The sequence below is a fragment of the Methylobacterium sp. CM6244 genome, from assembly GCF_054817885.1.
Window position 1 is genome coordinate 4,241,335 of record NZ_CM139247.1, and the last position, 23,722, is coordinate 4,265,056.

The 23,722-nt window shown below is 66.4% G+C and carries 22 protein-coding genes; 6 read left to right on the forward strand and 16 right to left on the reverse strand.

Features of this window, described 5'->3' with window-relative positions; genetic code table 11:
- The first annotated feature begins 10 nt into the window (after positions 1-10).
- Both nhaA and ACYQML_RS19910 read left to right on the forward strand, forming a co-directional pair.
- Positions 11-1,210 carry a Na+/H+ antiporter NhaA gene (nhaA, locus tag ACYQML_RS19905; protein WP_207411888.1) on the forward strand — a complete coding sequence of 400 codons (1,200 nt, stop codon included), beginning with the start codon at positions 11-13 and terminating at the stop codon, positions 1,208-1,210.
- A gap of 79 nt (positions 1,211-1,289) precedes the next feature.
- Positions 1,290-2,324 carry a cytochrome-c peroxidase gene (locus tag ACYQML_RS19910; RefSeq protein ID WP_461227659.1) on the forward strand — a complete coding sequence of 345 codons (1,035 nt, stop codon included), beginning with the start codon at positions 1,290-1,292 and terminating at the stop codon, positions 2,322-2,324.
- A 90-nt stretch (positions 2,325-2,414) separates the two neighbouring features.
- On the opposite strand, the gene ACYQML_RS19915 is transcribed toward ACYQML_RS19910, so the two are convergent.
- Positions 2,415-2,576: a hypothetical protein gene (locus tag ACYQML_RS19915; RefSeq protein WP_200919063.1), complete on the reverse strand. Its 162-nt coding sequence runs from the start codon at positions 2,574-2,576 to the stop codon at positions 2,415-2,417.
- A 406-nt stretch (positions 2,577-2,982) separates the two neighbouring features.
- On the opposite strand from ACYQML_RS19915, the gene ACYQML_RS19920 reads away from it, so the two are divergent.
- Positions 2,983-3,981 (forward strand): hypothetical protein, encoded by a 999-nt coding sequence (locus ACYQML_RS19920; RefSeq protein WP_207411886.1) that lies wholly within the window; start codon positions 2,983-2,985, stop codon positions 3,979-3,981.
- Between the two features lie 29 nt (positions 3,982-4,010).
- Here the strand turns inward: ACYQML_RS19920 and ACYQML_RS19925 are convergent, their stop codons facing one another.
- Positions 4,011-4,361 carry a cupredoxin domain-containing protein gene (locus tag ACYQML_RS19925; RefSeq protein WP_056425364.1) on the reverse strand — a complete coding sequence of 117 codons (351 nt, stop codon included), beginning with the start codon at positions 4,359-4,361 and terminating at the stop codon, positions 4,011-4,013.
- A gap of 148 nt (positions 4,362-4,509) precedes the next feature.
- On the opposite strand from ACYQML_RS19925, the gene ACYQML_RS19930 reads away from it, so the two are divergent.
- Positions 4,510-7,383: an EAL domain-containing protein gene (locus tag ACYQML_RS19930; protein WP_461227661.1), complete on the forward strand. Its 2,874-nt coding sequence runs from the start codon at positions 4,510-4,512 to the stop codon at positions 7,381-7,383.
- Positions 7,384-7,767: 384 nt separating this feature from the next.
- Here the strand turns inward: ACYQML_RS19930 and pufC are convergent, their stop codons facing one another.
- The 12 genes from pufC to ACYQML_RS19990 all read right to left on the reverse strand — a co-directional run bounded on the left by pufC (position 7,768) and on the right by ACYQML_RS19990 (position 19,245).
- The gene (pufC, locus tag ACYQML_RS19935; RefSeq protein ID WP_311273827.1) at positions 7,768-8,862 is read right to left on the reverse strand and encodes a photosynthetic reaction center cytochrome PufC; all 1,095 of its coding nucleotides are present in this window, start codon (positions 8,860-8,862) and stop codon (positions 7,768-7,770) included.
- Positions 8,859-9,836 carry a photosynthetic reaction center subunit M gene (gene pufM / locus ACYQML_RS19940; RefSeq protein ID WP_056425355.1) on the reverse strand — a complete coding sequence of 326 codons (978 nt, stop codon included), beginning with the start codon at positions 9,834-9,836 and terminating at the stop codon, positions 8,859-8,861. Before pufM ends, pufC begins: the two co-directional genes overlap by 4 nt.
- A gap of 73 nt (positions 9,837-9,909) precedes the next feature.
- The gene (gene pufL, locus ACYQML_RS19945; RefSeq protein ID WP_461227662.1) at positions 9,910-10,734 is read right to left on the reverse strand and encodes a photosynthetic reaction center subunit L; all 825 of its coding nucleotides are present in this window, start codon (positions 10,732-10,734) and stop codon (positions 9,910-9,912) included.
- Between the two features lie 266 nt (positions 10,735-11,000).
- Positions 11,001-11,189 (reverse strand): light-harvesting antenna LH1, alpha subunit, encoded by a 189-nt coding sequence (gene pufA, locus ACYQML_RS19950; protein ID WP_018043293.1) that lies wholly within the window; start codon positions 11,187-11,189, stop codon positions 11,001-11,003.
- 14 nt (positions 11,190-11,203) lie between these two features.
- Positions 11,204-11,431, reverse strand: coding sequence for a light-harvesting antenna LH1, beta subunit (gene pufB, locus ACYQML_RS19955; RefSeq protein ID WP_018043292.1), 228 nt, complete (start codon positions 11,429-11,431; stop codon positions 11,204-11,206).
- A gap of 172 nt (positions 11,432-11,603) precedes the next feature.
- A complete protein-coding gene (locus tag ACYQML_RS19960; RefSeq protein ID WP_461225360.1) occupies positions 11,604-11,855 on the reverse strand; it encodes a hypothetical protein in 252 nt (83 codons plus the stop codon).
- 122 nt (positions 11,856-11,977) lie between these two features.
- Positions 11,978-13,444, reverse strand: coding sequence for a chlorophyllide a reductase subunit Z (gene bchZ / locus ACYQML_RS19965; protein ID WP_311273829.1), 1,467 nt, complete (start codon positions 13,442-13,444; stop codon positions 11,978-11,980).
- Positions 13,444-15,021: a chlorophyllide a reductase subunit Y gene (bchY, locus tag ACYQML_RS19970; RefSeq protein ID WP_461227663.1), complete on the reverse strand. Its 1,578-nt coding sequence runs from the start codon at positions 15,019-15,021 to the stop codon at positions 13,444-13,446. Before bchY ends, bchZ begins: the two co-directional genes overlap by 1 nt.
- Positions 15,022-15,026: 5 nt before the next feature.
- Positions 15,027-16,013, reverse strand: a complete 987-nt coding sequence (locus ACYQML_RS19975) for a chlorophyllide a reductase iron protein subunit X (RefSeq protein ID WP_461233800.1) — start codon at positions 16,011-16,013, stop codon at positions 15,027-15,029.
- Positions 16,010-16,945: a chlorophyll synthesis pathway protein BchC gene (gene bchC / locus ACYQML_RS19980; RefSeq protein ID WP_461233801.1), complete on the reverse strand. Its 936-nt coding sequence runs from the start codon at positions 16,943-16,945 to the stop codon at positions 16,010-16,012. The genes ACYQML_RS19975 and bchC overlap by 4 nt, the downstream gene beginning before the upstream one ends.
- Before the next feature lie 100 nt (positions 16,946-17,045).
- On the reverse strand, positions 17,046-18,176 hold the full coding sequence (locus ACYQML_RS19985; RefSeq protein WP_461235755.1) for a methyltransferase: 1,131 nt from the start codon (positions 18,174-18,176) through the stop codon (positions 17,046-17,048).
- Between the two features lie 199 nt (positions 18,177-18,375).
- Positions 18,376-19,245 carry a polyprenyl synthetase family protein gene (locus ACYQML_RS19990; protein ID WP_461233803.1) on the reverse strand — a complete coding sequence of 290 codons (870 nt, stop codon included), beginning with the start codon at positions 19,243-19,245 and terminating at the stop codon, positions 18,376-18,378.
- A gap of 86 nt (positions 19,246-19,331) precedes the next feature.
- On the opposite strand from ACYQML_RS19990, the gene crtD reads away from it, so the two are divergent.
- A complete protein-coding gene (crtD, locus tag ACYQML_RS19995) occupies positions 19,332-20,882 on the forward strand; it encodes a 1-hydroxycarotenoid 3,4-desaturase CrtD (RefSeq protein ID WP_461233804.1) in 1,551 nt (516 codons plus the stop codon).
- Positions 20,840-21,739 (forward strand): carotenoid 1,2-hydratase, encoded by a 900-nt coding sequence (locus ACYQML_RS20000; protein WP_461233805.1) that lies wholly within the window; start codon positions 20,840-20,842, stop codon positions 21,737-21,739. Before crtD ends, ACYQML_RS20000 begins: the two co-directional genes overlap by 43 nt.
- A 230-nt stretch (positions 21,740-21,969) precedes the next feature.
- On the opposite strand, the gene ACYQML_RS20005 is transcribed toward ACYQML_RS20000, so the two are convergent.
- Positions 21,970-22,596 carry a hypothetical protein gene (locus ACYQML_RS20005; RefSeq protein WP_461233806.1) on the reverse strand — a complete coding sequence of 209 codons (627 nt, stop codon included), beginning with the start codon at positions 22,594-22,596 and terminating at the stop codon, positions 21,970-21,972.
- A gap of 20 nt (positions 22,597-22,616) precedes the next feature.
- The gene (locus ACYQML_RS20010) at positions 22,617-23,648 is read right to left on the reverse strand and encodes a GmrSD restriction endonuclease domain-containing protein (protein WP_461233807.1); all 1,032 of its coding nucleotides are present in this window, start codon (positions 23,646-23,648) and stop codon (positions 22,617-22,619) included.
- Between the last annotated feature and the right edge of the window lie 74 nt (positions 23,649-23,722).

Sequence of the window (23,722 nt, forward strand, 5' to 3'; positions counted from 1 at the left end):
GGCGTACTCCATGCTGGAAACCGCGCCTGCCCGCCGACCCTTCTCCGCCCTGCGCAACGCCCTCCGGAGCGAGGCCAGCGGCGGATTGATCCTGATGGCGAGCGCCGTGCTCGCCCTGATCGTCGCCAATTCCCCACTCGCGTCGAGCTACTTCGCCCTGCTCGGCGCATATGTCGGCGGCCTCTCCGTGCTGCATTGGGTCAATGACGGCCTGATGGCCGTGTTCTTCCTGCTCGTCGGGCTGGAGATCAAGCGCGAGGTGCTGGACGGGCGGCTTCGCACCTGGCCGGACCGGGTCTTGCCCGGAATCGCGGCTCTGGGCGGGATGGTCGCGCCGGCGCTGATCTACGTCCTGGTCAACCGCTCCTCGCCCGAGACCCTGCGGGGTTGGGCGATCCCCACCGCCACCGACATCGCCTTCGCGCTCGGCGTCCTCGCCCTGCTCGGATCGCGTGTCCCGGTCTCGCTGAAGGTGTTCCTCACGGCGCTGGCCATCATCGACGATCTCGGCGCGGTGCTGATCATCGCCGCCTTCTACACCGCCAACCTGTCGCTCCCGAGCCTCGCCGGTGCGGGCGTCGTCGTCGCGATCCTGTTCGGTCTGAACCGCGCGGGCGTGAGCCGCCTCTCGCCCTACCTCGTCCTCGGCGCGGTCCTGTGGTTCCTCGTGCTGAAATCGGGCATCCACGCCACCATCGCGGGCGTGCTCCTCGCTCTGACCATTCCGCTGCGCCTGAGCCCCGCCAGACCCGACGACCCGGCCTCGCCGCTCCACAAGCTGGAACATGCGATCCATCCCTGGTCGGCCTATCTCGTCCTTCCCGTCTTCGGCTTCGCCAATGCGGGCGTCTCGTTCAGCGGCATGTCGCCGGCGATGCTGTCCGATCCGGTGACCCTCGGCGTGGCCCTCGGTCTCCTCGTCGGCAAGCAGATCGGCGTGTTCGGCGCGGTCTTCGCCGCCGTGAAACTCGGCCTCGCCCAGCGCCCGGCCCATGCCGGCTGGTGGCAGATCTACGGCCTGTCGCTGCTCTGCGGCGTCGGCTTCACCATGAGCCTGTTCATCGGCCTCCTCGCCTTCGCGGACAATCCCGGTCTGGAGACCGAAACCAAGATCGGCGTGCTGCTCGGCTCCGTGACGTGCATGATCGCCGGCGCCGTCGTCCTTCTCCTCGCGCCCGCCCCCGACCGCCGGAGCGACGCCGCGGCGTGAGGACGCGGGCACGGTCTCATTCTGCATTGGCAACACAATCTTAAACGGAACCGCCTAGACTGGTCAGTCGGAGAGCAGGATGACTCGAAAGGCAGGCTTGGCTTTCAGCAAGGTGGCCGTGACGGTTTCGGTGGCGGCGGTGATCGGCGCGAGCCTGTTCGCCACTCACAGCAGCAGCGACGACGCGGCAGCGTGGCGCGGCGCCTTTGCACGCCCGTCCGAACTGCCGGTGCCCGAGGGCGGTCCCGATACGCCGGCCCAGATCGAGCTCGGCCGGACGCTGTTCTTCGATCCGGTCCTTTCGCAATCCCGCACCATCTCCTGCGCCACCTGCCACGAGCCGTCGCGCCATTGGGGCGACGGGCGGATGCGGGCGATCGGCGAGCCCGGGATCGAACTGAAGCTGCGCACGCCGACCCTGCTCAATGTCGGTTGGCTCGCGCCGCTCGGCTGGGACGGCAAGTTTCCGGACCTCGAATCCGTCGCCTTCACGCCGATTACCGGCCCGAATCTGATGAACCTCTCGGAAGAGGAGCTGATCGCCCGCCTGCGGGCCGATCCGGATTACGTCTCGGCCTTCGCCGCGACGTTCGAGGATCGTCAGGTCACGCGCGGCGGGATCGAGCGGGCGCTGGCCGCATTCCAGCGCACCATCGTGTCGGGAAGCGCGCCGTTCGACCGCTGGCGCGACGGCGATGCCTCGGCGGTGGAAGCCCCCGCAAAGTCGGGCTTCGCGCTGTTCAACGGCAAGGCCGGGTGCCACGAATGCCATTCCGGCTGGGCGTTCACCGACGGGTCGTTCCACGATATCGGCGTCGGCCGGGACGACGATATCGGCCGGGGACGTCTGTTCCCGAAATCGAAGGGCCTGCAATACGCCTTCAAGACCCCGACCCTGCGCGACGTCGCGCAGCGCGGGCCCTACATGCATGACGGTTCGGTGGCGACCCTGCGCGAGGTGATCGATCTCTACGATCGCGGCGGCATCGAACGCCCGAGCCGTTCCCCCAAGATCCGGCCGCTCAACCTCTCGGAATCCGAGAAGGCCGATCTCCTGGCTTTCCTGGCCACGCTGACCGCCACGGAACCCAAGCAGAAGGCCGCGTCGAACTAAGACTTCGACGCCAGCTTCGCAGTCGCGAGGGCCGCCGCGGAAATCGCGGCGGGCTCGGCCGACAGGTTATCGTCCCATTCCGCCCAGGTTCTAGCGGAACAGCGTCAACCCGACGCCGGCGAGCGACAGGCCTACGATCATCAGGGATCCGCCCCAGGTCTCGTAGGTCGCGGCCCGCGCCGCTACGCGCGTCGAAGCATAAGCGAAGCTGCCGCCTGCGATCAGGGTCGACAGGCTGAGTGTTGTAATCACGCGAGAGCCTTTCTGCTTGATACGGAGAGAGGGCTTAGGCGCCGCCCCTCGATGAAGACCAGCTTTTGCCGAAATATCCCGTCGACAATCTCGACGAGCGCCTACGCTGTTGCTCGGGGGTGACGTGGCCATTGATTCGTGCCTGGTCACGTGTGTTTGCGATACCGGCGCAGCCCACGGCTGGCCTCCCCGCTTCACAACCGCTCGGGGATGCGGATCGTCTGGGCCACGGTAGGGTAGCCGGTCTGGGAGATCGTTAACGATGCTTAAAAATCATTAACGAAATCCTTCCACGATCGATAAAATCTAAGTAGAACGACTTCAAGGCCGCCGAATGTCGGCGCTCCAGATTTCGCTAAGGCTTCACCACATGAGTGCGCGTTGTCGGTTGCCCGGCCCAAGTGCAATGTCTGCTGCCCTTCTGGTCCTCGTCACGAGCGCCACTGGGGCCAGTGCCCATGTCAAATGGTTCTGTGCATTCGACGTCGCTGGCGCGCCCGTCGGGCTCGGCGAGGTACTGTGCGATAGTTTCGAGCAACTCGTCGTCGTCTCGCTCCTGGCCCTGTTCGTCGGCGCGTTGCTTGAGCGGACGATCCTCGGCGAGGCGATGATGCGGTCCCTCGACCGGGTCACGGCCTGGGCGCGGGAGAACACCGAACTGATGTTCCGGGCGGTCTGCGGTGGCTTCTTCGTGTCGCTCTGGTCGCTCGGCGGCATCATCCTCACGCCCGAGCTCACCACCACCAGCACCGCCCTGCCCTGGTTCCAGCTCGCCATCGCGGCGGGGTTCCTGTGGCGGCAGACGATGCCGCTCTCGGCGCTCGGCATCGTCGTCCTGTTCGGGATCGCGGTTGCGAATTACGGCGTCTTCCACCTCGCGGATTATCCCGTCTTCCTCGGCGTCGCCGCCTATCTCGCCCTGACCGGGCTCCGGCGGGAGCTGTTCGGAATCCGGCCCCTCGACATCGTCCGCTACTCGGCGGCGGTGACGCTGATGTGGGCCTCGGTGGAGAAATGGGCCTATCCGCAATGGTCTTACCCGCTCTTCATCGATCGCCCGGAACTGACCATGGGCTTCGACGGGGCCTTCTTCATGAAGGCCGCCGGTGCGGTGGAATTCGCCCTCGCCTTCGGACTGCTCTGCACGCCCCTGGTGCGCCGCGTCGCGGCGATCGTGCTTGCGGCGGCCTTCGTCTCGGCGATCTTCGAATTCGGCAAGGTCGACGCGATCGGCCATTCCCCGATCATCGTGGCGATGGTGGCCATCGCGGCCGACGACGCCAGGGTTCCGCTGCGGGTCCGCCAGCTTGCGACGATGCCCTTCGGATACGGGGCCGCCCTCGCGAGTTTCATCGGGCTCTATTACGGCGCCCATGCCGCGCTGTCGGCGGCCGGGGCGCTGTAGCCCGGGCCGGCATCCGGGACGCGTCGCGGTCAGTTGCCGTCGACGCGGACCGCCAGTTTCATCTTGGGGTGGATGCCGCACAGGACGGCGAAGGTCCCGCTCACGGGGAAGACGATCTCGGCCTTCCCGCCGGGCTCCTGATCGCCGGAATCGTAGCGGAATGTCGGGGAGTCGATATAGGCGTGATGCAGGAGGTCGCCGTCGTCGTTGACGATCTGAACGGTCTCGCCTTTCTTGATGACCAGCGCACTCGGCTGGAACGCCCGCCCCTTCTGCGAGATGCGGTAGACCTGTCCGGCCGCCGAGGCATGGAGGGCAAAGGCGGCGACGCCGGTCGCGACCAGGGCGAAGGCAGCGCTGAATGAAGTGATGCGTCTCATGCAACCTATAGGTATGATTTTTTGCCCTTTCGCATTTTCACCAGGGCAAGTAAATATGCTGTTAATTGGCAAAGCTGTATGAAAGTTTCAAGCCCAGCTTAACTATTACAGGCGAACAATTTACGATGGGCCGGATGAGACACACTTAATGAATTCTATTCACGGTGGGAAATCCGCCAAGTCGGGCGAGAGGATCTGGCCGAGGCCGGTCGCCACGGCTGTCTCTTTTGCCGGCACTATCCGCGGTCGAATTCTGATCGCGTTTCTCATCATGACCGCCATTACGGGCATTCTCGGCCTCTCGGCGGCCTCGGGGATCCGCCGGGCCGACGAACTCGTGAGCCGGACCTTCGACCAGTCCCTCATGTCGATCAATTACGCGCGGGCCGCCGCCGCCGATTTCGCCAATATGCGCTCCCTGGAATCCCGTCGTCGGATGAGCGCCGACGCCGCCGTGAAGACGCAGCTCGAAGGCCGGCTCGAGACCCTCCGCCGCGTGTTCGCCGAGGATCTCGCCGTGGCGGTCGAGCGGGCCCAGTCGAGCCGCGCGACCCAGGCGGCGCAAGCCGTGGAGCGCTCGGTGAAGGATTGGGACGCCGCCCGATCCGTCCTCGCCGGCCGCGAGACCAGGGAGGCCGATTGGGACGTCGTCGACCGGCATGCGGCCGCCGCCGAAGAGCATCTCGACCTCTTCATCAACCACACCGCCGGCGACGGTTTCATCTACCGGCAGCAGGCCCGCGCCATCGTCGCCCGCGAGACGCAGATCAACCTGTTCGGCACGCTGCTCGCCCTCTCCATGTCGGCCTTCGTCGCCTTCCTGCTGGCGCGGCGCATCATGCGGCCGGTGGCGGATGCGTCCATGGTCGCGTCGCGGATCGCGGCCGGCGACCTCAGCGTGACGATCCCGTCCGGCAGCGCGGACGAACTCGGCGCCCTCCTCGCCTCCATGGGCGTCATGCGCGACAACATCCGCCGGGCGATGGAGCAGGAGGTCGCGCAGCGCATCTCGGCGGAGGCGCATCTCGCCGACGCCCTCGAGACCTCCCTCGAAGGCATCGTGGTGGTCGATCAATCCGGGCGGATCGCGCTCATCAACGGGCAGGCGGAGGATTTCCTCGGATTCGGTCACGAGCCGCTGCCGCGGGACACCTCGCTCGCCGAGGTCGCCCGCGACGGCAACGCGCTCGCCCGCACCCTCCTCTCCGACGACGACGATTGGGCGGCGCCGCGCGAGACGCAGCTTCTCGACGGGCGCTGGCTCCGGATCAGCCGCAGCCGTACCCGCACCGGCGGCTTCATCGCGGTCTGCAGCGACATCACCCTGTTGAAGGTCCAGGAGGCGCATCTCCAATCGACCAACCTGCGCCTCGACACCGCCCTCGACAACATGTCGCAGGGCCTGTGCCTGTTCGACGCCGAGGGGCACCTCACCGTCGTCAACCGGCGCTATTGCGAGCTGTTCGACCTCGCGCCGGAAGACCTGCCGCTCGGCACGCCCTACGAGGACGTGGCGTCGCTCTACCTGGCCTCGGCCGAGGAGGGCACGGTCTTCGAGATCGAGGGACGGCAGATCTCGGCCGCCGGTTCGGGCTTCCGCCAGATGGGCAACGGACGCGTCCTCGCCGTCACCCACAAGCCCGTGGCCGGGGGCGGCATGGTCTCCACCTACGAGGACGTGACCGAGCGGCGCCAGGCCGATGCCCGCATCGCCTACATGGCCCGCCACGACGTCCTCACCGGCCTGCCCAACCGCGCCATGTTCGGCGAGCGGATCGAGGAGGCCCTGGCCCATCTCGGGCGCGGCGGCATGTTCGCCGTGCTCTGCCTCGACCTGGACCGGTTCAAGGAGGTCAACGACACCCTCGGGCACCCGGTCGGGGACGAACTCCTCAAGGCGGTGGGCAACCGGTTGAGCGCCTGCCTGCGCGAGGTCGATACCGTCGCCCGGCTCGGCGGCGACGAATTCGCCATCATCCTCGCGGGTGTGACCTACCCAGAGGAAGCCACCATCCTGGCGCGGCGGATCGTGGACGTGGTGAGCAATCCCTACGAGCTCGACGGCCAGCAGGTCGCGGTCGGGGTCAGCATCGGCATCTGCCTCGCGCCCGGCGACGGCACCAGCTGCGACAAGCTCCTCAAGAACGCCGACGTCGCCCTCTACCGCGCCAAGGCCGATGGGCGCGGCACCTGGCGCTTCTTCGAGGTGGAGATGGACATCCGGCTCCAGGCCCGCCGCGCCCTCGAACTCGACCTGCGCGAGGCCGTGGCCCAGGGCGCGTTCGAGATGTTCTACCAGCCGATCTACGATTTTCGCGGCCGCCGCGTCGGCGGGTTCGAAGCGCTGATGCGCTGGCATCATGCGGAGCGGGGCCTCGTTCCCCCGGGGGATTTCATCACGGTCGCCGAGGAGATCGGCCTCATCGTGCAACTCGGGGCCTGGGCCTTGCGCACCGCCTGCACCGAGGCCATGCGCTGGCCCGACGGCATCCGGGTCGCGGTCAACGTCTCCGTGGCCCAGTTCCGGGACGGCATCATCATCCATTCCGTCAAGGAGGCGCTGAGCCTCAGCCGCCTCCCCGCTGCGCGCCTGGAGCTCGAGATCACGGAATCGGTCCTGCTCAAGGACAATGCCGCCACCCTCGCCACCCTGCACGCCCTGCGACGCCTCGGCGTCCGGATCGCCATGGACGATTTCGGCACGGGCTACTCGTCGCTCAGCTACTTGCGCAGCTTCCCCTTCGACAAGATCAAGATCGACCAGTCCTTCGTCCGCGACATCACCGCGGCCGACGAATCCGCCTTCATCGTCCGCGCCGTCATCGGCCTCGGATTGAGCCTGCACATGCGCACCACCGGCGAGGGGATCGAGAACGAGATCCAGTTCGAGCGCCTGCGCCAGGAAGGCTGCGACGAGGGCCAGGGCTACTATATCGGTCGCCCCGAGGGTGCCGGGAGCATCCCCGAGGTGCTGGAACGCTGGTCAGGACGGCGCGGAGTCACACAGCACGCCGTGGCTTGAAGGGGTTATAGGCGGTTCCCGCAACCATGCGGCACGCTCTTCTCCCCTCTCCCGGCCGGGCTACGGCATTCACACATTTCGCGTGCTGCGCTGACGAGCCCTCCTCCCCCTTGTGGGGAGGAGTTGGAGGTGGGGGTGGTTGGGCGACCCTCAGGGTGCGGAGGCAAGCGGAGCCGCCCCCACTCCTAACCTCTCCCCACAAGGGGGAGAGGGACGCGCTCTGCCTGAACGAGCAGGTGTGAATCCAGGAAGCGTGCGGAGTGAGGGGATGCTCAACCGTGCCCGCTGGGACGGGCTCGCTTGGGACTTGGTGTGGTGCCCGTCCGCGCAAGCAAAAGGGGCGGATCCCAAAGAACCCACCCCCCTTTGTCTATCCCCGAAAATCTATTGTGGCGCGGGGGTCGGAGCCGGGTCTGCCGGTGCAGGGTCCGCCGCGCTCGCCGTCTCGGTGGATTTGGCCAGTTCGGGATAGGGCCCGATGACCTGAGCGCCGTTGAGCGGCTTGCTCTGGCCGTTGTGGCAGGTGGTGCAATTCACCTTCGGCACGTCGCCGAGCACGCCGAGGCGGGCCGTGGGGAAGGTCGAGGTCAGCGGCTCGAGGTAATTGCCGTTGATGTCCCGCACCATGCGGATGCCGTGCCAGGCGGTGGTGCGCTGGGGCGTACTCTGCGACCAGTTCGAGATCGCCCTTGTGTTGTGGCAGAAGGTGCAATTGACCCCGAGGCCCTCCGACATGTGGATCATCAGGCCGTAGGTCTTCTCGGCGTCCTGGATCGGCTTGCCCTTGGTGGTGGGAAGCGCCGTGGTGGCGTTCACCCGGATGGCGTTGTTGTCGATGGTCTTGTCGGCGAGGTACTCGGTCAGCGTGTCGTAGGGCAGCGAGGCGAGGCCCACCGAGGCCTTGGCCAGGTTCTGCCCGTTGTTGCGGGCGATGAAGCCGCCGGGCCGGTTCGGGCCGGGATCGGTGAACCAGACATGGGCCGGCACCGGCTGGCCGCGATGGCAGGTGAAGCAGGTGACGCCCGTGCCCCCCACATGGTTGTCCTTCCAGCTTTCGTTGATGTGCTGGGTCATCTGCAGCATCCGGCGGGCGACCTTCTTCTGGTAGAGGCTGTCGTCGGCCATGTTCTCGGTGTTGTGGCAGTAGGTGCAGCCCTGTTCGGGGCTGACCCATTCGGTCATCGAGACCATCAGGCGGTTGAACTCGTTGACGCTGACGTTCTTGAGGACCTGAACATTCTCGTAGGTGGCGCCGGCGAGTTCCTCGCCGGGCTCGGCCGGGTCGGCCGGCGCCGGCGCGACATTGGCCGCCTTCGTCTCGGCCGCCCCGGCGCGGGTATGGATCTGGTCCATCGCCGTGCCGCGAAAGCCGCTTTGCTGAACCGCCAGGGGCGGCCGGTCCCAGTCGGTCAGACCGAACATCGCGACGGTGAGGAAGAAGGCGATCGAGCCAGCGAGGACAGTGAAAAACGTCTTCATGGGACCGCCCCCGGCATGCTCAAGGGATCGACGACCGGCGCATAGACCTGCGGATAGGACGGGGCGACGCCGTGTTTGACCGCCCAGAGATACCAATTGTCGACCACCGTGCCGGTGAGCAGGATGCCGATGCCGCCGGTGAGGGTGGTCAGCACGGCGAACCACCAGGCCCAGCGGTGGACCGATTCCATGGTGGCGTTGAAGCCCATGGTCCAGCGCCAGAACAGGGCGGCGCGCTCGGTGGCGGTGCCGCGATCGACGATTTGGTCGATCTCGCGCTCGCCGCCGAAGCGGCTCACCGCCAGGATGGTGGCGCCATGCATCGCGAAGAGCAGCGTCGACCCGTAGAGGAAGACGATCGAGAGCATGTGGAACGGGTTGTAGAAGAGGTTGCCGTAGCGGAGCGAGAAGGCGGCGGTCCAGTCGAGATGCGGGAAGATGCCGAAGGGCACCGCCTCGCTCCACGACCCCATCAGGATGGGCCGGATGAAGCCGAGGACCAGGAACAGCCAGATCGCGGAGGCGAAGGCCCAGGGCACGTGGGTACCGAGGCCGAGCGCCCGGGCGCGGCGATAGAGCCGCACCCACCACAGCAGGATCGAGGCGGTGAGGAAGAAGCCGGCGATCAGCCACCATCCGCCCTCCTGCAGCGGCGGCAGGATCTTGAGCCCGTATTGCGGTCGCGGCGGCTCCAGGGCGAGCCAGGGCAATTGGCGCACGAACTGGACCGGGTCCCAGTTCACCGAGGCCCACATGTTGAGGCCGACGATCTCGAAGGCGATGAGGAAGCACACGCCCGAGAGGGCGCCGAGATAGCCGATATAGATCGGGCCGACCTGGGCGTTGCCGAACAGGCCGAACAGGTAGCTGTGGAACGGCGTGCCCCAGCGCCGGTCGACATCGACGGGAACGCCGAGTTCCGGAATGGTGGAGCGGACTTGGACCTCTGTGAAGATGTTTTGATAGTAGGCCATGGTCGTCGTGCCCCGCTCAGCAGGTTTCGCGGAAGTGGTCACCGGTTTCGCGTCGTGAACTCTGCGGCGCTCGTCAGCGCCAGACCGGGAGATTGAGCCACCAGCCCCACCATTCCGGCCAGCCGCGGGTCCAGAACGGGCCGCTGATGATGATGCAGACGGCGCTCCAGAAGCCCGCCGAGAGGGCGAGGAACAGGCCGAGCCGGTGGATGCCGAGCGTGCCGATCGAGTAGCCGATCGTGTCGCGGAAGAAGGTGTCCTCGTGCTCGGGCGTCTTCACCACCTGGCCCTTGCCCGGATTGGTGGCGGAGAGGATCAGGGCGCCGTGCAGGGACAGGGCGAACGTCGTCGTGAAGAAGAACGACACCGCCAGCATGTGCGCCGGATTGTAGTGGAAGTGCAGGTACTGGTAGCCGGTGTTCGAAACCCAATCGAGATGGGAGAGGATGCCGTAGGGGAAGCCGTGGCCCCAGGCGCCCATCAGGAACGGCCGGATCACCACCAGCGAGACATAGGCGAAGATCGCCACCGAGAAGGCGAAGGGCACGTGGTAGCCGATGCCGAGCTTGCGGCAGATCTCGACCTCGCGCAGGGCCCAGGAGACGAACGAGCCGATGGCGCAGAAGGTGATGATCTGCCAGAGGCCGCCCTCCTTGAGGGGGGCGAGCGCCAGCCCGTATTTCAGCTCGGGCGGCGCGATGTTGATCTGCCAGATGTTCCAGGTCGGCCCGAGGGCCGCGCCGTAGACGATCAGCGCGGTGCCGAGCACCGAGAAGAACAACGTCGTGACGCCGAAGAACCCGACATAGAACGGCCCGACCCAGAAATCGAACAGGTCTCCACCGAGCAACGTGCCGCCGCGGACGCGATATTTTCGTTCGAAACTCAGCATCGCCATCGCGAATACCTCCCGGCTTCACAGGTCACGATTCTTGATGGATGGGCGCATCCGTCAGGGTGCGCGTCGTCCCCCTCCCCCTTGTGGGGAGGGGCTAGGGGTGGGGGTGGCGCCGCCAGCCTCCGCAGTAGGAAGGTCGCCCAGCCACCCCCACCTCCAACTCCTCCCCGCACCCATCTCGGGCTTGCCCGATATGGGCACCTGACATGCGGGTCTCGGGCGAGCCCGAGACCGGAGGGGGAGGAGGGTGATCCCGGCCCGCCCCGTCAGGCGGGCATCGTCGGCAGGACCAGCGTCTGCGCATTGGCGGCGCGCGGGGCCTTGGGGCCTTCCAGCCAGTTGAACCGGTCGGTGCTGAGCAAGATGAAGTGGATCAGCAGCGCCAGGATGAACAGGAAGGTGAAGAGCGCCACCAGCGTGCGGCGCGGATCGAAGAGAAGCCAGACCTTGTGCATGGGTGCGTTCCTCCTCAGGAGATCATCGAGACGAGGCCGTGCGCGGCGCTCGTGACGGTGTCGAGGGCGGCGTAGCCCTTGGGGCCGGGCAGCCACGGGCGCCACATCCAGACGAGGATATGCGCGACCACGGCGATGGCCGTGAAGATGATGAAGCTCGTCAGGAAGATCGCGTGGAACTCCTTGGCTTCGGGTTCGGTCAGCCCGGACAGGCTGCTCGCCTTCTCGATTCCACTGGACATGATGTGAGCCTCCGCTTTCGTCTGGCCGGGCGTGCTCCACGCGCGGCGGGTGAGGTCGCGGGGGCCGGCAGCGGCGCTCGCGACGGTCGTTCCCCCCCCTCGTCGGACGGGAGGTCGTTCGGGTTCCGGATCGGGCGGGCATCGGCCCGGGGCGATCCGGCCCCGGAAGGCGTCAGCCCATGAAGACGAAGGGGATCGCCGACTCGGCCATGGCCTTGGCCTCGCCGAAGACCGAGCGCCGGGCGATGAGCCCGTGGCCCGCCGGGGCTCGTGCCGGGACGAGGCGCTGGAGCGCCGCCGCCGCGAGGAAGAACGGGTAGGTCGCCACCAGGAGGAGGCGGAACTGCAGCGCGTGCCGCTGCAGGCGCGTCATCGGACGCGACGGGGCGGGACGCGAAAGGGACTGGCGGGACGGCATGGTCATCGACTGCATGGCGGAAATCTCCTGTCCACGATCCGCGGCGGTCGGCCTCGCGAGGAAGCCGGTTCTCGACGGAAACGGCGCCGCGCCGCTCCAGCCGGAAAGAGGGTGTGGGGCGGGGGCGCTCATGCCGCCGCTCCGAGGGTCAGGTCCGCATGCGCGCGCTCGACCTCGGCCGGGCCGACGCGGTCCTGCCCGGCATTCCGGGTCGCCCGTTCGGCCGCGTCGCGCAGGCGCTTGGCCACCGAGATCCGCACCAGCACCGGATGGGTCTCGACGAGGTCGTCGAGGAGGGTGCGGGCGGCCTCGTCCCAGGGCAGTTCGCGATGGATCCGCGCCGGCGTCGCCTCGACCCGGTCCATGTCGCGGGCGAGCGGCAGGATGTGGAAGAGCATGTCGAACAGGGCGTTGCAGACCTCCTGGATGAGGTAGGTCGCGCCCGAGAAGCCCATGAAGGGCGTGCCGGTATGGCGGCGGATGATGGCGCCCGGAAAGGAGGCCGGTACGAACACCGCCCGCGATCCGCATTCGGCCGCGTACATTCGCTCGTTGAACGAGCCGAACAGGACGAGGGGCGGGTTGGCCTTGATCGCGTCCCGCACCGCCGCGTTGTCGGTCTTGGCGCCGGGCCGGCGCGAGATCGCGAAGGTGCAGGGCAGGCCCATCTCGTCTTCGAGGAAGCGGCGCACGCCCCGCGCATAGGTGTCGGAGGCGACGATGCCGAAGCTCGCGGTGCCGAAGAAGTCCTGGGTCACCGAGCGCCACAGGTCCCAGACCGGCTTGATCGTGGTGTGGCGCTCGCGCTCGATGAAGGGCTCCGGATCGAGGCCGAGGATCTCTCCGAGCTTGCGCAGGAACCGGGTGGTGGCGTGAAGCCCGATCGGCGCCTGCAGGTAGGGCCGCTCCAGGGCTTCGCAGAGCAGGCGGCCGAACTCGCGGTAGAGGCAGATATTGGCATCCGCGTTCACGAGTTTCGGCACGTCGGCGAGATGCGAGCCGAGCGGAAAGGCGAGGTTCACCTCGGCCCCGATCCCCTCCACGAGGCGGCGGATCTCGGCCAGGTCCGAGGGCATGTTGAAGGTGCCGTAGGCCGGGCCGATGATGTTGACGCGGGGGCGCTCACCCTCCTTGCGGGGAGGCCGGGCCGGGATGCCCTTCTTGGCGAATTTCCGGGCGCCGTATTCCTGCCAGAGCCAGGACATCGCCCGGTCGGCGGTCTGCCACTGGTCCTCGTCGATGGTGCGCGGCAGGAAGCGCTGGAGGTTGGTGCCCTCCGGGGTCACGCCGCCGCCGATCATCTCGGCGATGGAACCGGTGACGACCACGCTCGGCATGCCCGGATCGAGGGTGGCATGGGCCCGCTTCATCGCGGCCTCGGTGCCGTGGCGGCCGAGTTCCTCCTCGGCCAGCCCGGTGACCACGATGGGCAATTCGTGCGGCGGCAGCGCGTCGGTGTAGTGGAGCACCGAGGTGACCGGCAGGTTCTCGCAGCCGACGGGACCGTCGATGACGACCTGCAACCCCTTGATGGCGGTGAAGACGTAGACGGCGCCCCAATAGCCGCCGGCCCGGTCGTGATCGAGAACGAGCATCAGGCCATCTCCCCGATCGGGTTGTGGGAGGGTTTTCCGCGCGTCGCCGAGGCGACGTTCTGGCGGACTTTCGGCACCTCTTCCCAGATCCCGGCGGCATGGCCCTCGCCGACCCCGTCGAAGAAGTCCCGCATGGCGTCGAACCGGTGCCGGTTGCCGAGCGCCGTGTTGATGACCTTGGCGAGCGACCCGGCGCCGGCGACGCCCATGAGCGGGCGGGCCGAGATCAGGTTGGTGAAGTAGAGAGCGGGGATCGCCTGCTCCTTGGCGGCCTGCACCACCGGCGTGGTGCCGATGGCGAGGTCCGGGCGGAACTCGCGCATGGCAGAGAGGTCGTCCTCCAGCGAGGCGCGGAAGCGCACTATGACGCCGCGTGATTCCAGCCAGTCGCGGTCGGCCTCCGAATAGGGCGTGCGCGGGCAGGCGGTGCCGACGTAGCGCAGGTCCGCGCCGCTCTCGACGAGGAGCCGGCCGACCAGCAGTTCAGACCCCTCGTAGCCCGAGAGCGTGATCCGGCCCTTGATAGGCGCGGCGGCCAGCGCCCCCTGGATCATCGGCAGGAGCCGGTTCTTGGCGGCCTCCACAATGGCGCGCGGCACGGCGCAGGCGTCGCCGATCCGGTCGAGCCAATCGGCGGTGCCGTCATGGCCGACGGGGGCGGAGCCGACGATGGGGCGGCCGGCGAGTTCGAATTCGCGGATCGAGGCGGTGTAGAACGGGTGGATCGCCGCCACCGCCGCGCAGTCGAGCGCCGCGTAGAGCTCGCGCCATTCGCGGGTCGGCACCACCGGGCCGGCGCTGAGGCCCAGCGGCTCGAGCAGGCCGCCGATCACCACCGGGTCGGCCGGGAACATCTCGCCGAGCAGCGTCACGCTGGGGCGCTCGGAGCGGCCGAGGCGCGGCGCCTGGACCGGGCCCTGCTCGGCCTCGGAGCGGGCGAATTTCAGCATCGCCCCGGCGAGCACGTCCTTGGCTTCCGCATGGGTCGGCACGCCGAAGCCCGGCACGTCGATGCCGATGATGCGGACACCGTCGATCTCCTTCGGCAGGAGCCGGAGCGGTACGCCGGAGGCGGTGGGGACGCAGAGGTTGATGACGACGACCGCGTCGTAATCGGCGGGCTTGGCCACGTCGAACACCGCCTCGCGGATGTCCTCGAACAGCTTGCCGGTGACGAGGGTTTCGGAATTGAAGGGCACGTAGCCGACGCTGCGCTTCGCCCCGTAGAAATGCGACGTGAAGGTGAGCCCGTAGACGCAGCAGGCCGAGCCCGACAGGATCGTCGCCGTGCGGCGCATGCGCAGGCCGACGCGCAAGGAGCCGAAGGCCGGGCACATGCTCTGGGGCTGGTCGTGCGGCCCCTGCGGGTAGTCTTTTTTAAGTTGCTCCAGCGTCTCCGACATCCCGGCGGCTTCGGCGGCCGCCCGCATCGCGTCCTTGCCGGAATGGCAGCCGAGCCCGTCGGACTGGGTGGCGGCGAGATTGACCGCCTCCGCAGGCAATGCGGCGGGAGCCAGGGTCGAGGCGGGGCGCTCCTTGCGGGCGCGCAGATCGGCGATGTCGAGGGAGACGGCCATGCGCGTCAGACCTCGTCGTAGACGACTTCGAGGGACGGCTTCACGACCTGAACCGTGCCGCACATATCCTCGAAGGTGGCGGGGACCAGGGTGACGCCGCGTCCCACGGCCTCGCCCTTGAACAGGCCGAGCAGCCCGTCCTGGGAGAGCGGCGTCGGGTGGTTGGCCGCGGCGTCGTGGACGTTCTGGGCCAGATCCGCGAAGAGCGAGCCCCATCGGCTCTCGGGCCGGCCGATGATCTCGTAATTCGCGCTCTTCTTGCGGATGTCGTCATCGGCCGGGATCGAGGCCAGGACCGGGATACCCACGGCGGCGGCGAAGGCCTGGGCCTCGCCGGTGCCGTCGTCCTTGTTGATGACGAGGCCGCCCACACCCACGTTGCCGCCGAGCTTGCGGAAGTATTCCACCGCCGAGCAGACGTTGTTGGCGACATACAACGATTGAAGATCGTTCGAGCCGACGACGATGACCTTCTGGCACATGTCGCGGGCGATCGGCAGGCCGAAGCCGCCGCAGACCACGTCGCCGAGGAAGTCGAGCAGGACGTAGTCGAAGCCCCATTCGTGGAAGCCGAGTTTTTCGAGAAGTTCGAAACCGTGGATGATGCCGCGCCCGCCGCAGCCGCGCCCGACTTCCGGGCCGCCGAGCTCCATGGCGTAGACGCCGTCGCGCTTGAAGCAGACATCGCCGATGGCGACCTGCTCGCCGGCGAGCTTCTTCTTGGTGGAGGTCTCGATGATGGTCGGGCAGGCGCGGCCGCCGAACAGGAGCGAGGTGGTGTCGCTCTTCGGGTCGCAGCCGATGAGCAGGACCTTCTTGCCCTGCTGGGCCATCATGTAGCTGAGATTGGCCAGGGTGAACGACTTGCCGATGCCGCCCTTGCCGTAGATCGCGATGATCTGCGTCTCCTTGGTGGCGGAGACGGGGGCCGCATCCGGCTCGATGGCGGCTTCGGCGCGCAGGAGTGCGGCTCCGTTCAGCTGCATGTTCATGACGCGGCTCTCCAATCGAGGATCATCTTCAGGCATTCGGGCTCGCCGAACGCCGTGCGATAGGCAGACGGCGCGTGCGCCGCCGTTTCGCGATGGGTGATCAGCCCGTCGAGGGAGAGACGCCCCCCTTCGATCAGGGTCAGGACCGCGGCGAGATCGTCCGGCCGCCACTGGGCGGCGACGCGGATGCGGGCCTCGCGCAGGAAGGCGGGCGGGAAGGCGAAGGAGAGCGGCGCCTCGTAGAAACCGGCGAGCACGATCTCGCCGCCGGGCCTGAGCCGCCCGATCAGCGTGTCGAGGATCGCGGCGTCGCCGCTGACATCGGTGATGGAGCCGTAATCGCGGGTCTCGTCCGAATCCGGATGCACGACCTCGTAGCCCTGCGCGCCCGTGGCCCGGATCGCGTTCGTTTCCCACACCACCGGCTCGCCGCCGGCGATCCGTGTCAGGCGGGCGAGAAGCCGCCCGAGCACGCCGTGGCCGACGATGAGCGAGCGGCCTTCGGGACGCGCGTGGAGTGCATGGTAGGCGGTGGCCGCGAGGGCGATCAGGATTCCGTGTTCGCGCAGATCCGCATCGATGGGAACGAGGCGCGCGCCTTCGCTCACCAGGCGCGAGGCCGCGCCGCCGAACAGGCCGCGCACCGGGCCGAAGCAGCGGGCGCCGGGCACGAAGACCCGCTGCCCGACGGCGAGGCCGGAGGCGGGGCCGGCTTCCACCACCTCGCCCACCGATTCGTAGCCGGGGACCAGCGGATAGCCCATGCCCGGGAAGGGTGGCATCCGGCCCGTCCAGAGCAGGCGCTCGGTGCCGGTGCTGATGCCGCTCCACAGGGTCTCGACCACCGCGTCGGCCGGGCCCGGAGCATCGAGGGCGAGTTCGGCGAGCGACAGCTGTTCGGGGCGTTCGAAGAGGACGGCCAGCGCGTGCATTGTGGTCGACCCTCCCCTGTCTCGTGCCTCGACCCGATGGCGACGGGTGCGGCGCTTGTTCGATGTGTCATCCTAGATTGACACTTTTATTCGTCAAGCCTTACTTACGCTGCAGCGTGTCAATTCGTCTGGACACCAGCAGGCGGGTGAGGAGCGGGCGCCGCGTCGGGATCTCGCGGCAGTCGCGGAAGCCGGCCTCCTGGAGGAGCGCGGTCAGCTCGGCGGGGCGGCGGCAGCGGCCGCTTCCCATCGCCAGCAGATAGAAGCCGAAATAGGCGTCGGTGACCGGCTCGGCCCCCGCCGTCCCGGCCATCGGCTCGGCGATCAGGAGCGTGCCGCCTTCGCCCAGCGCCTCGTAGGCGGCGCGCAGGAGCATGCGGACGGTGTCGTCGTCATGGTCGTGGACGACCCGGACGAGGGAGATGACATCAGCGCCCTTCGGCAGGGGAACGTTGCGGAAACTGCCGCCCTGGGCTTCGGCGCGGTGGGACAGGCCCTCGGCCGCGAAACGCGCCGTGGCGCGGGCGGCCACCGCCGGCAGGTCGAACAGCCGGACGGCGAGATCGGGCGTCGCCCGCATGACCGCGCGGAGGAAGGCTCCCTCGCCCCCGCCCACATCCATCAGCAGGCGGTGCCGCCGCATCGGATAGGCGTCGAGGATGTCCTCGGCGATGAGGGATTGGGAGGCGGCCATGAGGGCCGAGTAGTCCGCCACCGACTCGGCCGGGACCGGCATGTCGCCAGCCGCGCCCGCATAGGGCCAGTAGGCGGCGAGGCGGCTCGTGCCCCCCTCCCCGCGCAGGAGCGCCACCGGGTCACGCAGATCCTCGTAGAGGAGCGCATGGTGCTCGATCATGGCGGCGATGGAGGGGTTGCCGATCAACGCCGCGCCGAGATCGGCCAGGGCGAAGCGCCCGTCGGGCAGGCGCCGCAGCAGGTCGAGCGATGTGGCGGCGTCCAGCAGGCGCAAAGCCCGTTCCGGCCTCAGGCAGGTCCGCTCGGCCAGGGCCGCGAGCCCGAGCGGGCCGGGGGCGAGGATCGCGAACAGGTCGAGCCTGATGCAGGCGAACAGGGTCTGCGAATAGACGAAGCCGGCGCAGAGATCGAACAGCGCGCGGGTGTTGCGCCGCGCGATCCCCCGCGTGAGGGGGAAGGCGGCGGCCCAGCGCTGGAATGCCGGGTTGGCGATGGTGCGGTTGCGGAAGGCGAGCCAGCGCTCCCGCCAAGGCAGGGCGCGCTGTCGCCCTCCCCCCTCTGCGGGGGAGGGTGGTCGCGGAGCGACCGGGAGAGGGGGCGACCTTTCCGGAGACGGCGCTCCCCTCTCCCGACCCTCGCTGACGCGAGGGCCACCCTCCCCCGCAAAGGGGGGAGGATTCGCGGCTGGCCTTTCACTCGATGCGTTATCAGTGAACGACACGGGTCTGCCCCGCTCACGCCAATTCCCGCGCCAGGCTCGCCGGCAGGAACAGGCGCGTCTGTGCCTCGATCTCGGCGCGGAGTTGATCGGCGCCGGGGCAGGCGGGGATCACCTCCACGGCTTCCCGCACGAGGCGCTTGAGCCGCGAGAGCGCCCCGGCCATGCCGAGCAGGGCGGCGGCGTTGGGCCGGCCCAACGTGGCGTCCCGGCCCACCGGCTTGCCGACCTCTTCCTGGCGGCAGGCGACATCCCGCAGGTCGTCGGCGACCTGATAGGCCTCGCCGAGGCATTCCCCCAAGAGCCGCCACGGCAGCGCCTGGGCGCCTGCCGCCGCCGCGCCGGTGACGGTGGCTGCCGCGAACAGCGCGCCGGTCTTGGCCTGCTGGTACTCGGTGAGCCCCACATGCCGCTCCGATTCCCAGGCCTGCCCGGCGGCGATGCCATTGGGCGAACCGGCCGCGCGGGCGACGAGGCCGACGAGGGCGGCGAGCCGGGCCGGCGAGCGCGCAGCACCCCGCGCCAGGGTCTCGAAGGCCGAGACGATGAGCGCATCCCCGGTCAGCACCGCCAGGGGCTCGCCGAAGGCGGCATGGACCGAGGGTTTCTGCCGCCGCATCGGCGCATCGTCGAAACAGGGCAGGTCGTCATGGACCAGGGAGGCGCAGTGGATGAGTTCGATCGCCGCCGCTGCCGCGTCGGAGGCCGCCGGATCGTCGTCGCCGCAGGCTTTCGCCACCGAGAGGCAGAGGCGCGGGCGGATGCGGTGGCCGCCGGGAAAGACCGCGTAGCGGATCGCTTCCGCTAGGAGCGGCGGCGCGCCGGGCGCCTCCGCATGGGCGACGGCAGCGTCGAGAGCCTGCTCGATCCGGCGGTTGGCATCCATGGCGCCACTCCCTGGTGTCTTTTCGTATTGCCATTGCAAAGTGTCAGATATTATTGACACTCGTCAAGGCAGAAACAGGTGACACAGTGGCGGCGCAGCGGGTTGCGGTGATCGGAGCGGGAATCGGCGGGCTGGTGGCGGCCCTGCGCCTCGCCCATGCGGGGCTCGACGTCACCGTGCTGGAGCGCGCGACCGCGCCCGGCGGCAAGATGCGCAGCGTCGCGGCGGACGGGGCGCGGGTGGAGGCCGGCCCCACCGTCTTCACCATGCGCTGGGTCTTCGAGGAGATCTTTTCGGAATGCGGCGCCGACCTGTCGGATCGCGTGAGGCTGAGCCCGGCCTCCATCCTCGCCCGCCATGCCTGGGGGGCGGACCAGCGCCTCGACCTGTTCGCCGATCCCGAGGAATCGGCGGCGGCGATCCGGGCCTTCGCCGGGCCGCGCGAGGAGGACGGCTACCGCCGCTTTCGCGCCCGCGCGGCGGAGGTCTACGGCACGCTGGAAGGGCCGTTCATCCGGGGCGAGCGGCCGAGCCCGGTCGATCTCGGCCGCCGCGTCGGCCTGTCGGGGCTCGGCGGGTTGCTGCGCATCCAGCCCTTCACCACCCTGTGGGGGGCGCTGGGCGAGTACTTTCGCGATCCCCGCCTGCGCCAGTTGTTCGGGCGCTACGCCACCTATTGCGGCTCCTCCCCCTTCGAGGCCCCGGCGACGCTGATGCTGGTGGCGCATGTGGAGAGCCGGGGCGTCTGGCATGTGGAGGGCGGTCTCAGTCGCCTCGCCGCGATCATGGCCGAACTGGCGCAGGAGAACGGCGCCCGCATCCGCTATCGCGCCGAGGTGGCCGCCATCGCGGTGGAGAACGGGCGCGGCATCGTCGGTGTCGACCTCGCCGATGGCGAGCGGATCGCGGCCGATCTCGTGGTGGCCAATGCCGATGCGGCGGCGCTCGGCGCGGGCCTGTTCGGCGTGCGCGCGGCGCGGGCGGTGGAAGCGGTGCCGCCGAAAGCCCGCTCCCTTTCGGCGGTGACGCTCTGCGCCAGGGCCCGGATTTCGGGCTTCCCGCTGGTGCGGCACAACGTGTTCTTCTCGGGCGACTACGCGAGCGAATTCGCGGAGCTCCGCGCCGGCCGGCTCCCCGACGATCCCACAATCTATGTCTGCGCGCAGGACCGCGCCGACGACGATTCCGCCCTCGACCGACCCGAGCGCCTGCTCTGCCTCGTCAACGCTCCGGCTCTCGGCCGGGAGCGTCCCCTCGCCCCCACGGAGATCGCCACATGCGAGACCAACCTGCGTCGCAAGCTGACGGAATGCGGGCTGACGATCGAGGCGACGCCCGCGACGGTGACCACCGATCCGGCGGGGTTCGAGCGGCTGTTTCCGGCGACGGGGGGCGCCCTCTACGGCCGGGCCTCGCACGGCTGGATGGCCTCGTTCAAGCGTCCGGGGGCGCGGACGGGGCTGCCGGGGCTGTATCTGGCGGGGGGCAGCGTCCATCCGGGGCCGGGGGTGCCGATGGCGGCGCAATCGGGGCGGATCGCGGCGGACAGCCTGCTGGCCGATCTCGCCCAGACGGGCCGCGCTTCGACACGCCGGTGGCCCAAGGCGGTTACGTCTGGTGGTATGTCGACGCCCTGAGCGAGGACGGGCGCCAGGGGCTCACGATCATCGCCTTCATCGGCAGCGTGTTCTCGCCCTATTACGCCCTGGACCTCAGCCGCGACCCGTTCAACCACTGCACCATGAACGTCGTGCTTTACGGCGAGCGCGCCAACCGCTTCTGCATGACCGAGCGCGGCCGAAATGCCCTGAGCCGGGACGCGTCGCAGATCCGGATCGGCCCGAGCGGTCTCGCCTGGGACGGCACCACCCTCACCATCACCCTCGACGAGGTGACGGCGCCGATCCCCTCGCTGGTGCGCGGCACGATCCGCCTGCGCCCCAACGGCTTCACGCGCGATACCTTCACCCTCGACGCGGAGGGCCGGCACCGCTGGTGGCCGATGGCGCCCTCCTCCCCCGTGGAGGTGACCCTCGACGCCCCGAGCCTGTCCTGGCGCGGCACCGCCTATTTCGATACCAACCATGGCGACACCGCTTTGGGCCGGGATTTTCGCGACTGGACCTGGTGCCGGGCCGATCTGAAGGACGGGTCGGCGATCCTCTACGACGTGCGCCGCCGCGACGGCAGCACCCAGACCCTGTCCCTGCGCTTTGCCGCCGACGGCACCCGCCGCGACATCCGCCCGCCCCTGCCCGCCGCTTTGCCGCCGACGCGGTTCTGGCGCATGCCCCGCGCCACCCGCAGCGACGACGCGGCCTCCACGGTCGTCCGCACCTTCGAGGACACGCCGTTCTACGCCCGCTCGCTCCTCGCCTCGACTCTCGACGGCGAGCCCGTACGCCCAGTCCACGAGAGCCTCTCGCTCACCCGCTTCGCCAACCCGCTGGTGCAGTTCATGCTGCCGTTCCGGATGCCGCGGCGGGCGGGGTGATGGGGAAGTCATACTCATAGATAGAAATGGATAGAATCGAAAACTCTGACATTTCGAGGTGTCTGAGAAGACCACTGATGTCAAAAGGTGGTGTGTTTTCGCTTACTTGATAGGATATGTATATTAACATCTTAATTGAAATTAATCAATAATGTGCTGGTTGAAAGATATGTAAAATTCAACAGTCTTATATAATTTTTGTAATCGGTCAATAATAGCGTTGATCTGCCTTACCCATTTGCTATCATATTGGCAGTAACTTCAATAATGTTTCGATATCGCCTGAATACAGTAACTCCAGCACCAGACGGGGGATGAATCGCAGTCACAAGTTCATAAATTTGAATACCGTTCCGAGGCGCGTTAAAAAGCCTTAATGCAACGGCTTCGAGCGCAGCCTGTGTTGATGAGGTGATATGGGCGCAAGCATTGCGTATTTTCTTTAAGTCAGATAAATCCGTATGTATACTCCTAATATTTGCAGAAAAGGGATGGCCATTCTCAAAAAAATTATCGCAGATCTTCAATGTGTTCTCGTGATTGCTATAATCGAAATATTTTTGCTGAGTTCCCATAACTAGTGATTTTGCGTGAATGCTATCTCGCGGAACAACGAACCGTCGTACATCATTGCCTCCGATCGGTGCATTTCCAATCATTATTGATATAATCATGTCCTCAAGAAAGGCCTCCCATGCAATGAATAATTCTATAATTGCCGTTTTAGCAATCTTTCTTCTGCTTTCGACATTAAATACATAATTCCCCGCTTCGTTACGAAAATGTGACTCTGTTATTAAATCGTCACACTGATTTAAATGGTCAATCAGGCGAGCCAATATTTGATCGGGCGGCATCTATGGCGTGCCTAGCAATTTTAAGATAAATTTGTCCGTCTTGTCCTTACTGTTTCGTCAGTTGTAGCACGCCTTGAATCCTGCAAAAATTCACGCTCCTCTTTTGAAATAGTCGAGACATCTTTCTCCTGAAATAGTACTTCCACGCGTTCGAGATTATTTCGCGCCTGCGATAATGCGGCAGCTTCGCCTATTTGGGGCACCGTGACTTCTAAACGAGGTATCGGAGCTAAGCAGTGCGCAACAGATGTAAAAAGCGTGTAAAATAAAAATGAACGCTTGAATTCAGTTTCCTTCAGTCCGTTAGGGAATAACTCCTCGATAAATGAAATCACTGAGAAAAAGCGTTCCTTGAGTGCATCCACATCATAATCAAATTCTTTTTCATAACTGTGATAGTATTTTGTCACCTGACGTTTTGCCTTGATACCCTCAAGAAGCGCTATCAAAAGATCTGCAGTTAAATTTACTTCTTTCATGCGCAAAACATCATTTGCGGAAAAAATTCTATGCTGGATCCAGTATTCGTTCAGTTCTCTTCCGATCTCGTCGGCGAGAAGTTTGAAAGGGCCAAAATATTGTGCATTGAGCTTTTCCTGCTCGTTTAGGGTAACTGCATATGAATTCAACCGCCCAAATATATCTAGGATTTCGGCATCAGGAAGGTTGATGAGGAGATCTACAGAAACTTCGTACGATAAGATTTGTCCTTGAACTTCCGCCGGTAAATCGCTAAATAGAATTCCGCCGTAATCTTTATTGTGGCTGCGAAGAATTACAAATCCGTCCTTTACGTATGAAAGTATAGTTCTTAATCGCTGCTGTCCATCAACTATTTCTCTTATTGATGTCTTGGTTGTAACATTTAATATTTGCCTAATAAATACTTTTGGAATAGGTTTACCGCGAATTATTGTATCCATTAAATAGCTTTTTGCTTTTGGATTCCAAACTGAACGCCGTTGAAACTTTGGGCTGAGCTGTAGCTTGCCAGCACTCTCCCATTCAATAAAATCGCTGATGCCGTTGGTGCGCGAGTCGTATTTTTTCATGATCTGCCTACTGCGCAATGGGCGCCTTGAGACAAGTGTTTGGTTTGGGACGTCGCCGTCAAGAGTGCGGCGGG

Coding starts and splice junctions, on each gene's coding strand:
- nhaA (WP_207411888.1), top strand. CDS start 11: ATGCTGGAAACCGCGCCTGCCCGCCGACCCTTCTCCGCCCTGCGCAAC.
- ACYQML_RS19910 (WP_461227659.1), top strand. CDS start 1,290: ATGACTCGAAAGGCAGGCTTGGCTTTCAGCAAGGTGGCCGTGACGGTT.
- ACYQML_RS19920 (WP_207411886.1), top strand. CDS start 2,983: ATGTCTGCTGCCCTTCTGGTCCTCGTCACGAGCGCCACTGGGGCCAGT.
- ACYQML_RS19925 (WP_056425364.1), bottom strand. CDS start 4,361: ATGAGACGCATCACTTCATTCAGCGCTGCCTTCGCCCTGGTCGCGACC.
- ACYQML_RS19930 (WP_461227661.1), top strand. CDS start 4,510: ATGAATTCTATTCACGGTGGGAAATCCGCCAAGTCGGGCGAGAGGATC.
- pufC (WP_311273827.1), bottom strand. CDS start 8,862: ATGAAGACGTTTTTCACTGTCCTCGCTGGCTCGATCGCCTTCTTCCTC.
- pufM (WP_056425355.1), bottom strand. CDS start 9,836: ATGGCCTACTATCAAAACATCTTCACAGAGGTCCAAGTCCGCTCCACC.
- pufL (WP_461227662.1), bottom strand. CDS start 10,734: ATGGCGATGCTGAGTTTCGAACGAAAATATCGCGTCCGCGGCGGCACG.
- pufA (WP_018043293.1), bottom strand. CDS start 11,189: ATGCACAAGGTCTGGCTTCTCTTCGATCCGCGCCGCACGCTGGTGGCG.
- pufB (WP_018043292.1), bottom strand. CDS start 11,431: ATGTCCAGTGGAATCGAGAAGGCGAGCAGCCTGTCCGGGCTGACCGAA.
- ACYQML_RS19960 (WP_461225360.1), bottom strand. CDS start 11,855: ATGACCATGCCGTCCCGCCAGTCCCTTTCGCGTCCCGCCCCGTCGCGT.
- bchZ (WP_311273829.1), bottom strand. CDS start 13,444: ATGCTCGTTCTCGATCACGACCGGGCCGGCGGCTATTGGGGCGCCGTC.
- bchY (WP_461227663.1), bottom strand. CDS start 15,021: ATGGCCGTCTCCCTCGACATCGCCGATCTGCGCGCCCGCAAGGAGCGC.
- ACYQML_RS19975 (WP_461233800.1), bottom strand. CDS start 16,013: ATGAACATGCAGCTGAACGGAGCCGCACTCCTGCGCGCCGAAGCCGCC.
- bchC (WP_461233801.1), bottom strand. CDS start 16,945: ATGCACGCGCTGGCCGTCCTCTTCGAACGCCCCGAACAGCTGTCGCTC.
- ACYQML_RS19990 (WP_461233803.1), bottom strand. CDS start 19,245: ATGGATGCCAACCGCCGGATCGAGCAGGCTCTCGACGCTGCCGTCGCC.
- ACYQML_RS20005 (WP_461233806.1), bottom strand. CDS start 22,596: ATGCCGCCCGATCAAATATTGGCTCGCCTGATTGACCATTTAAATCAG.
- ACYQML_RS20010 (WP_461233807.1), bottom strand. CDS start 23,648: ATGAAAAAATACGACTCGCGCACCAACGGCATCAGCGATTTTATTGAA.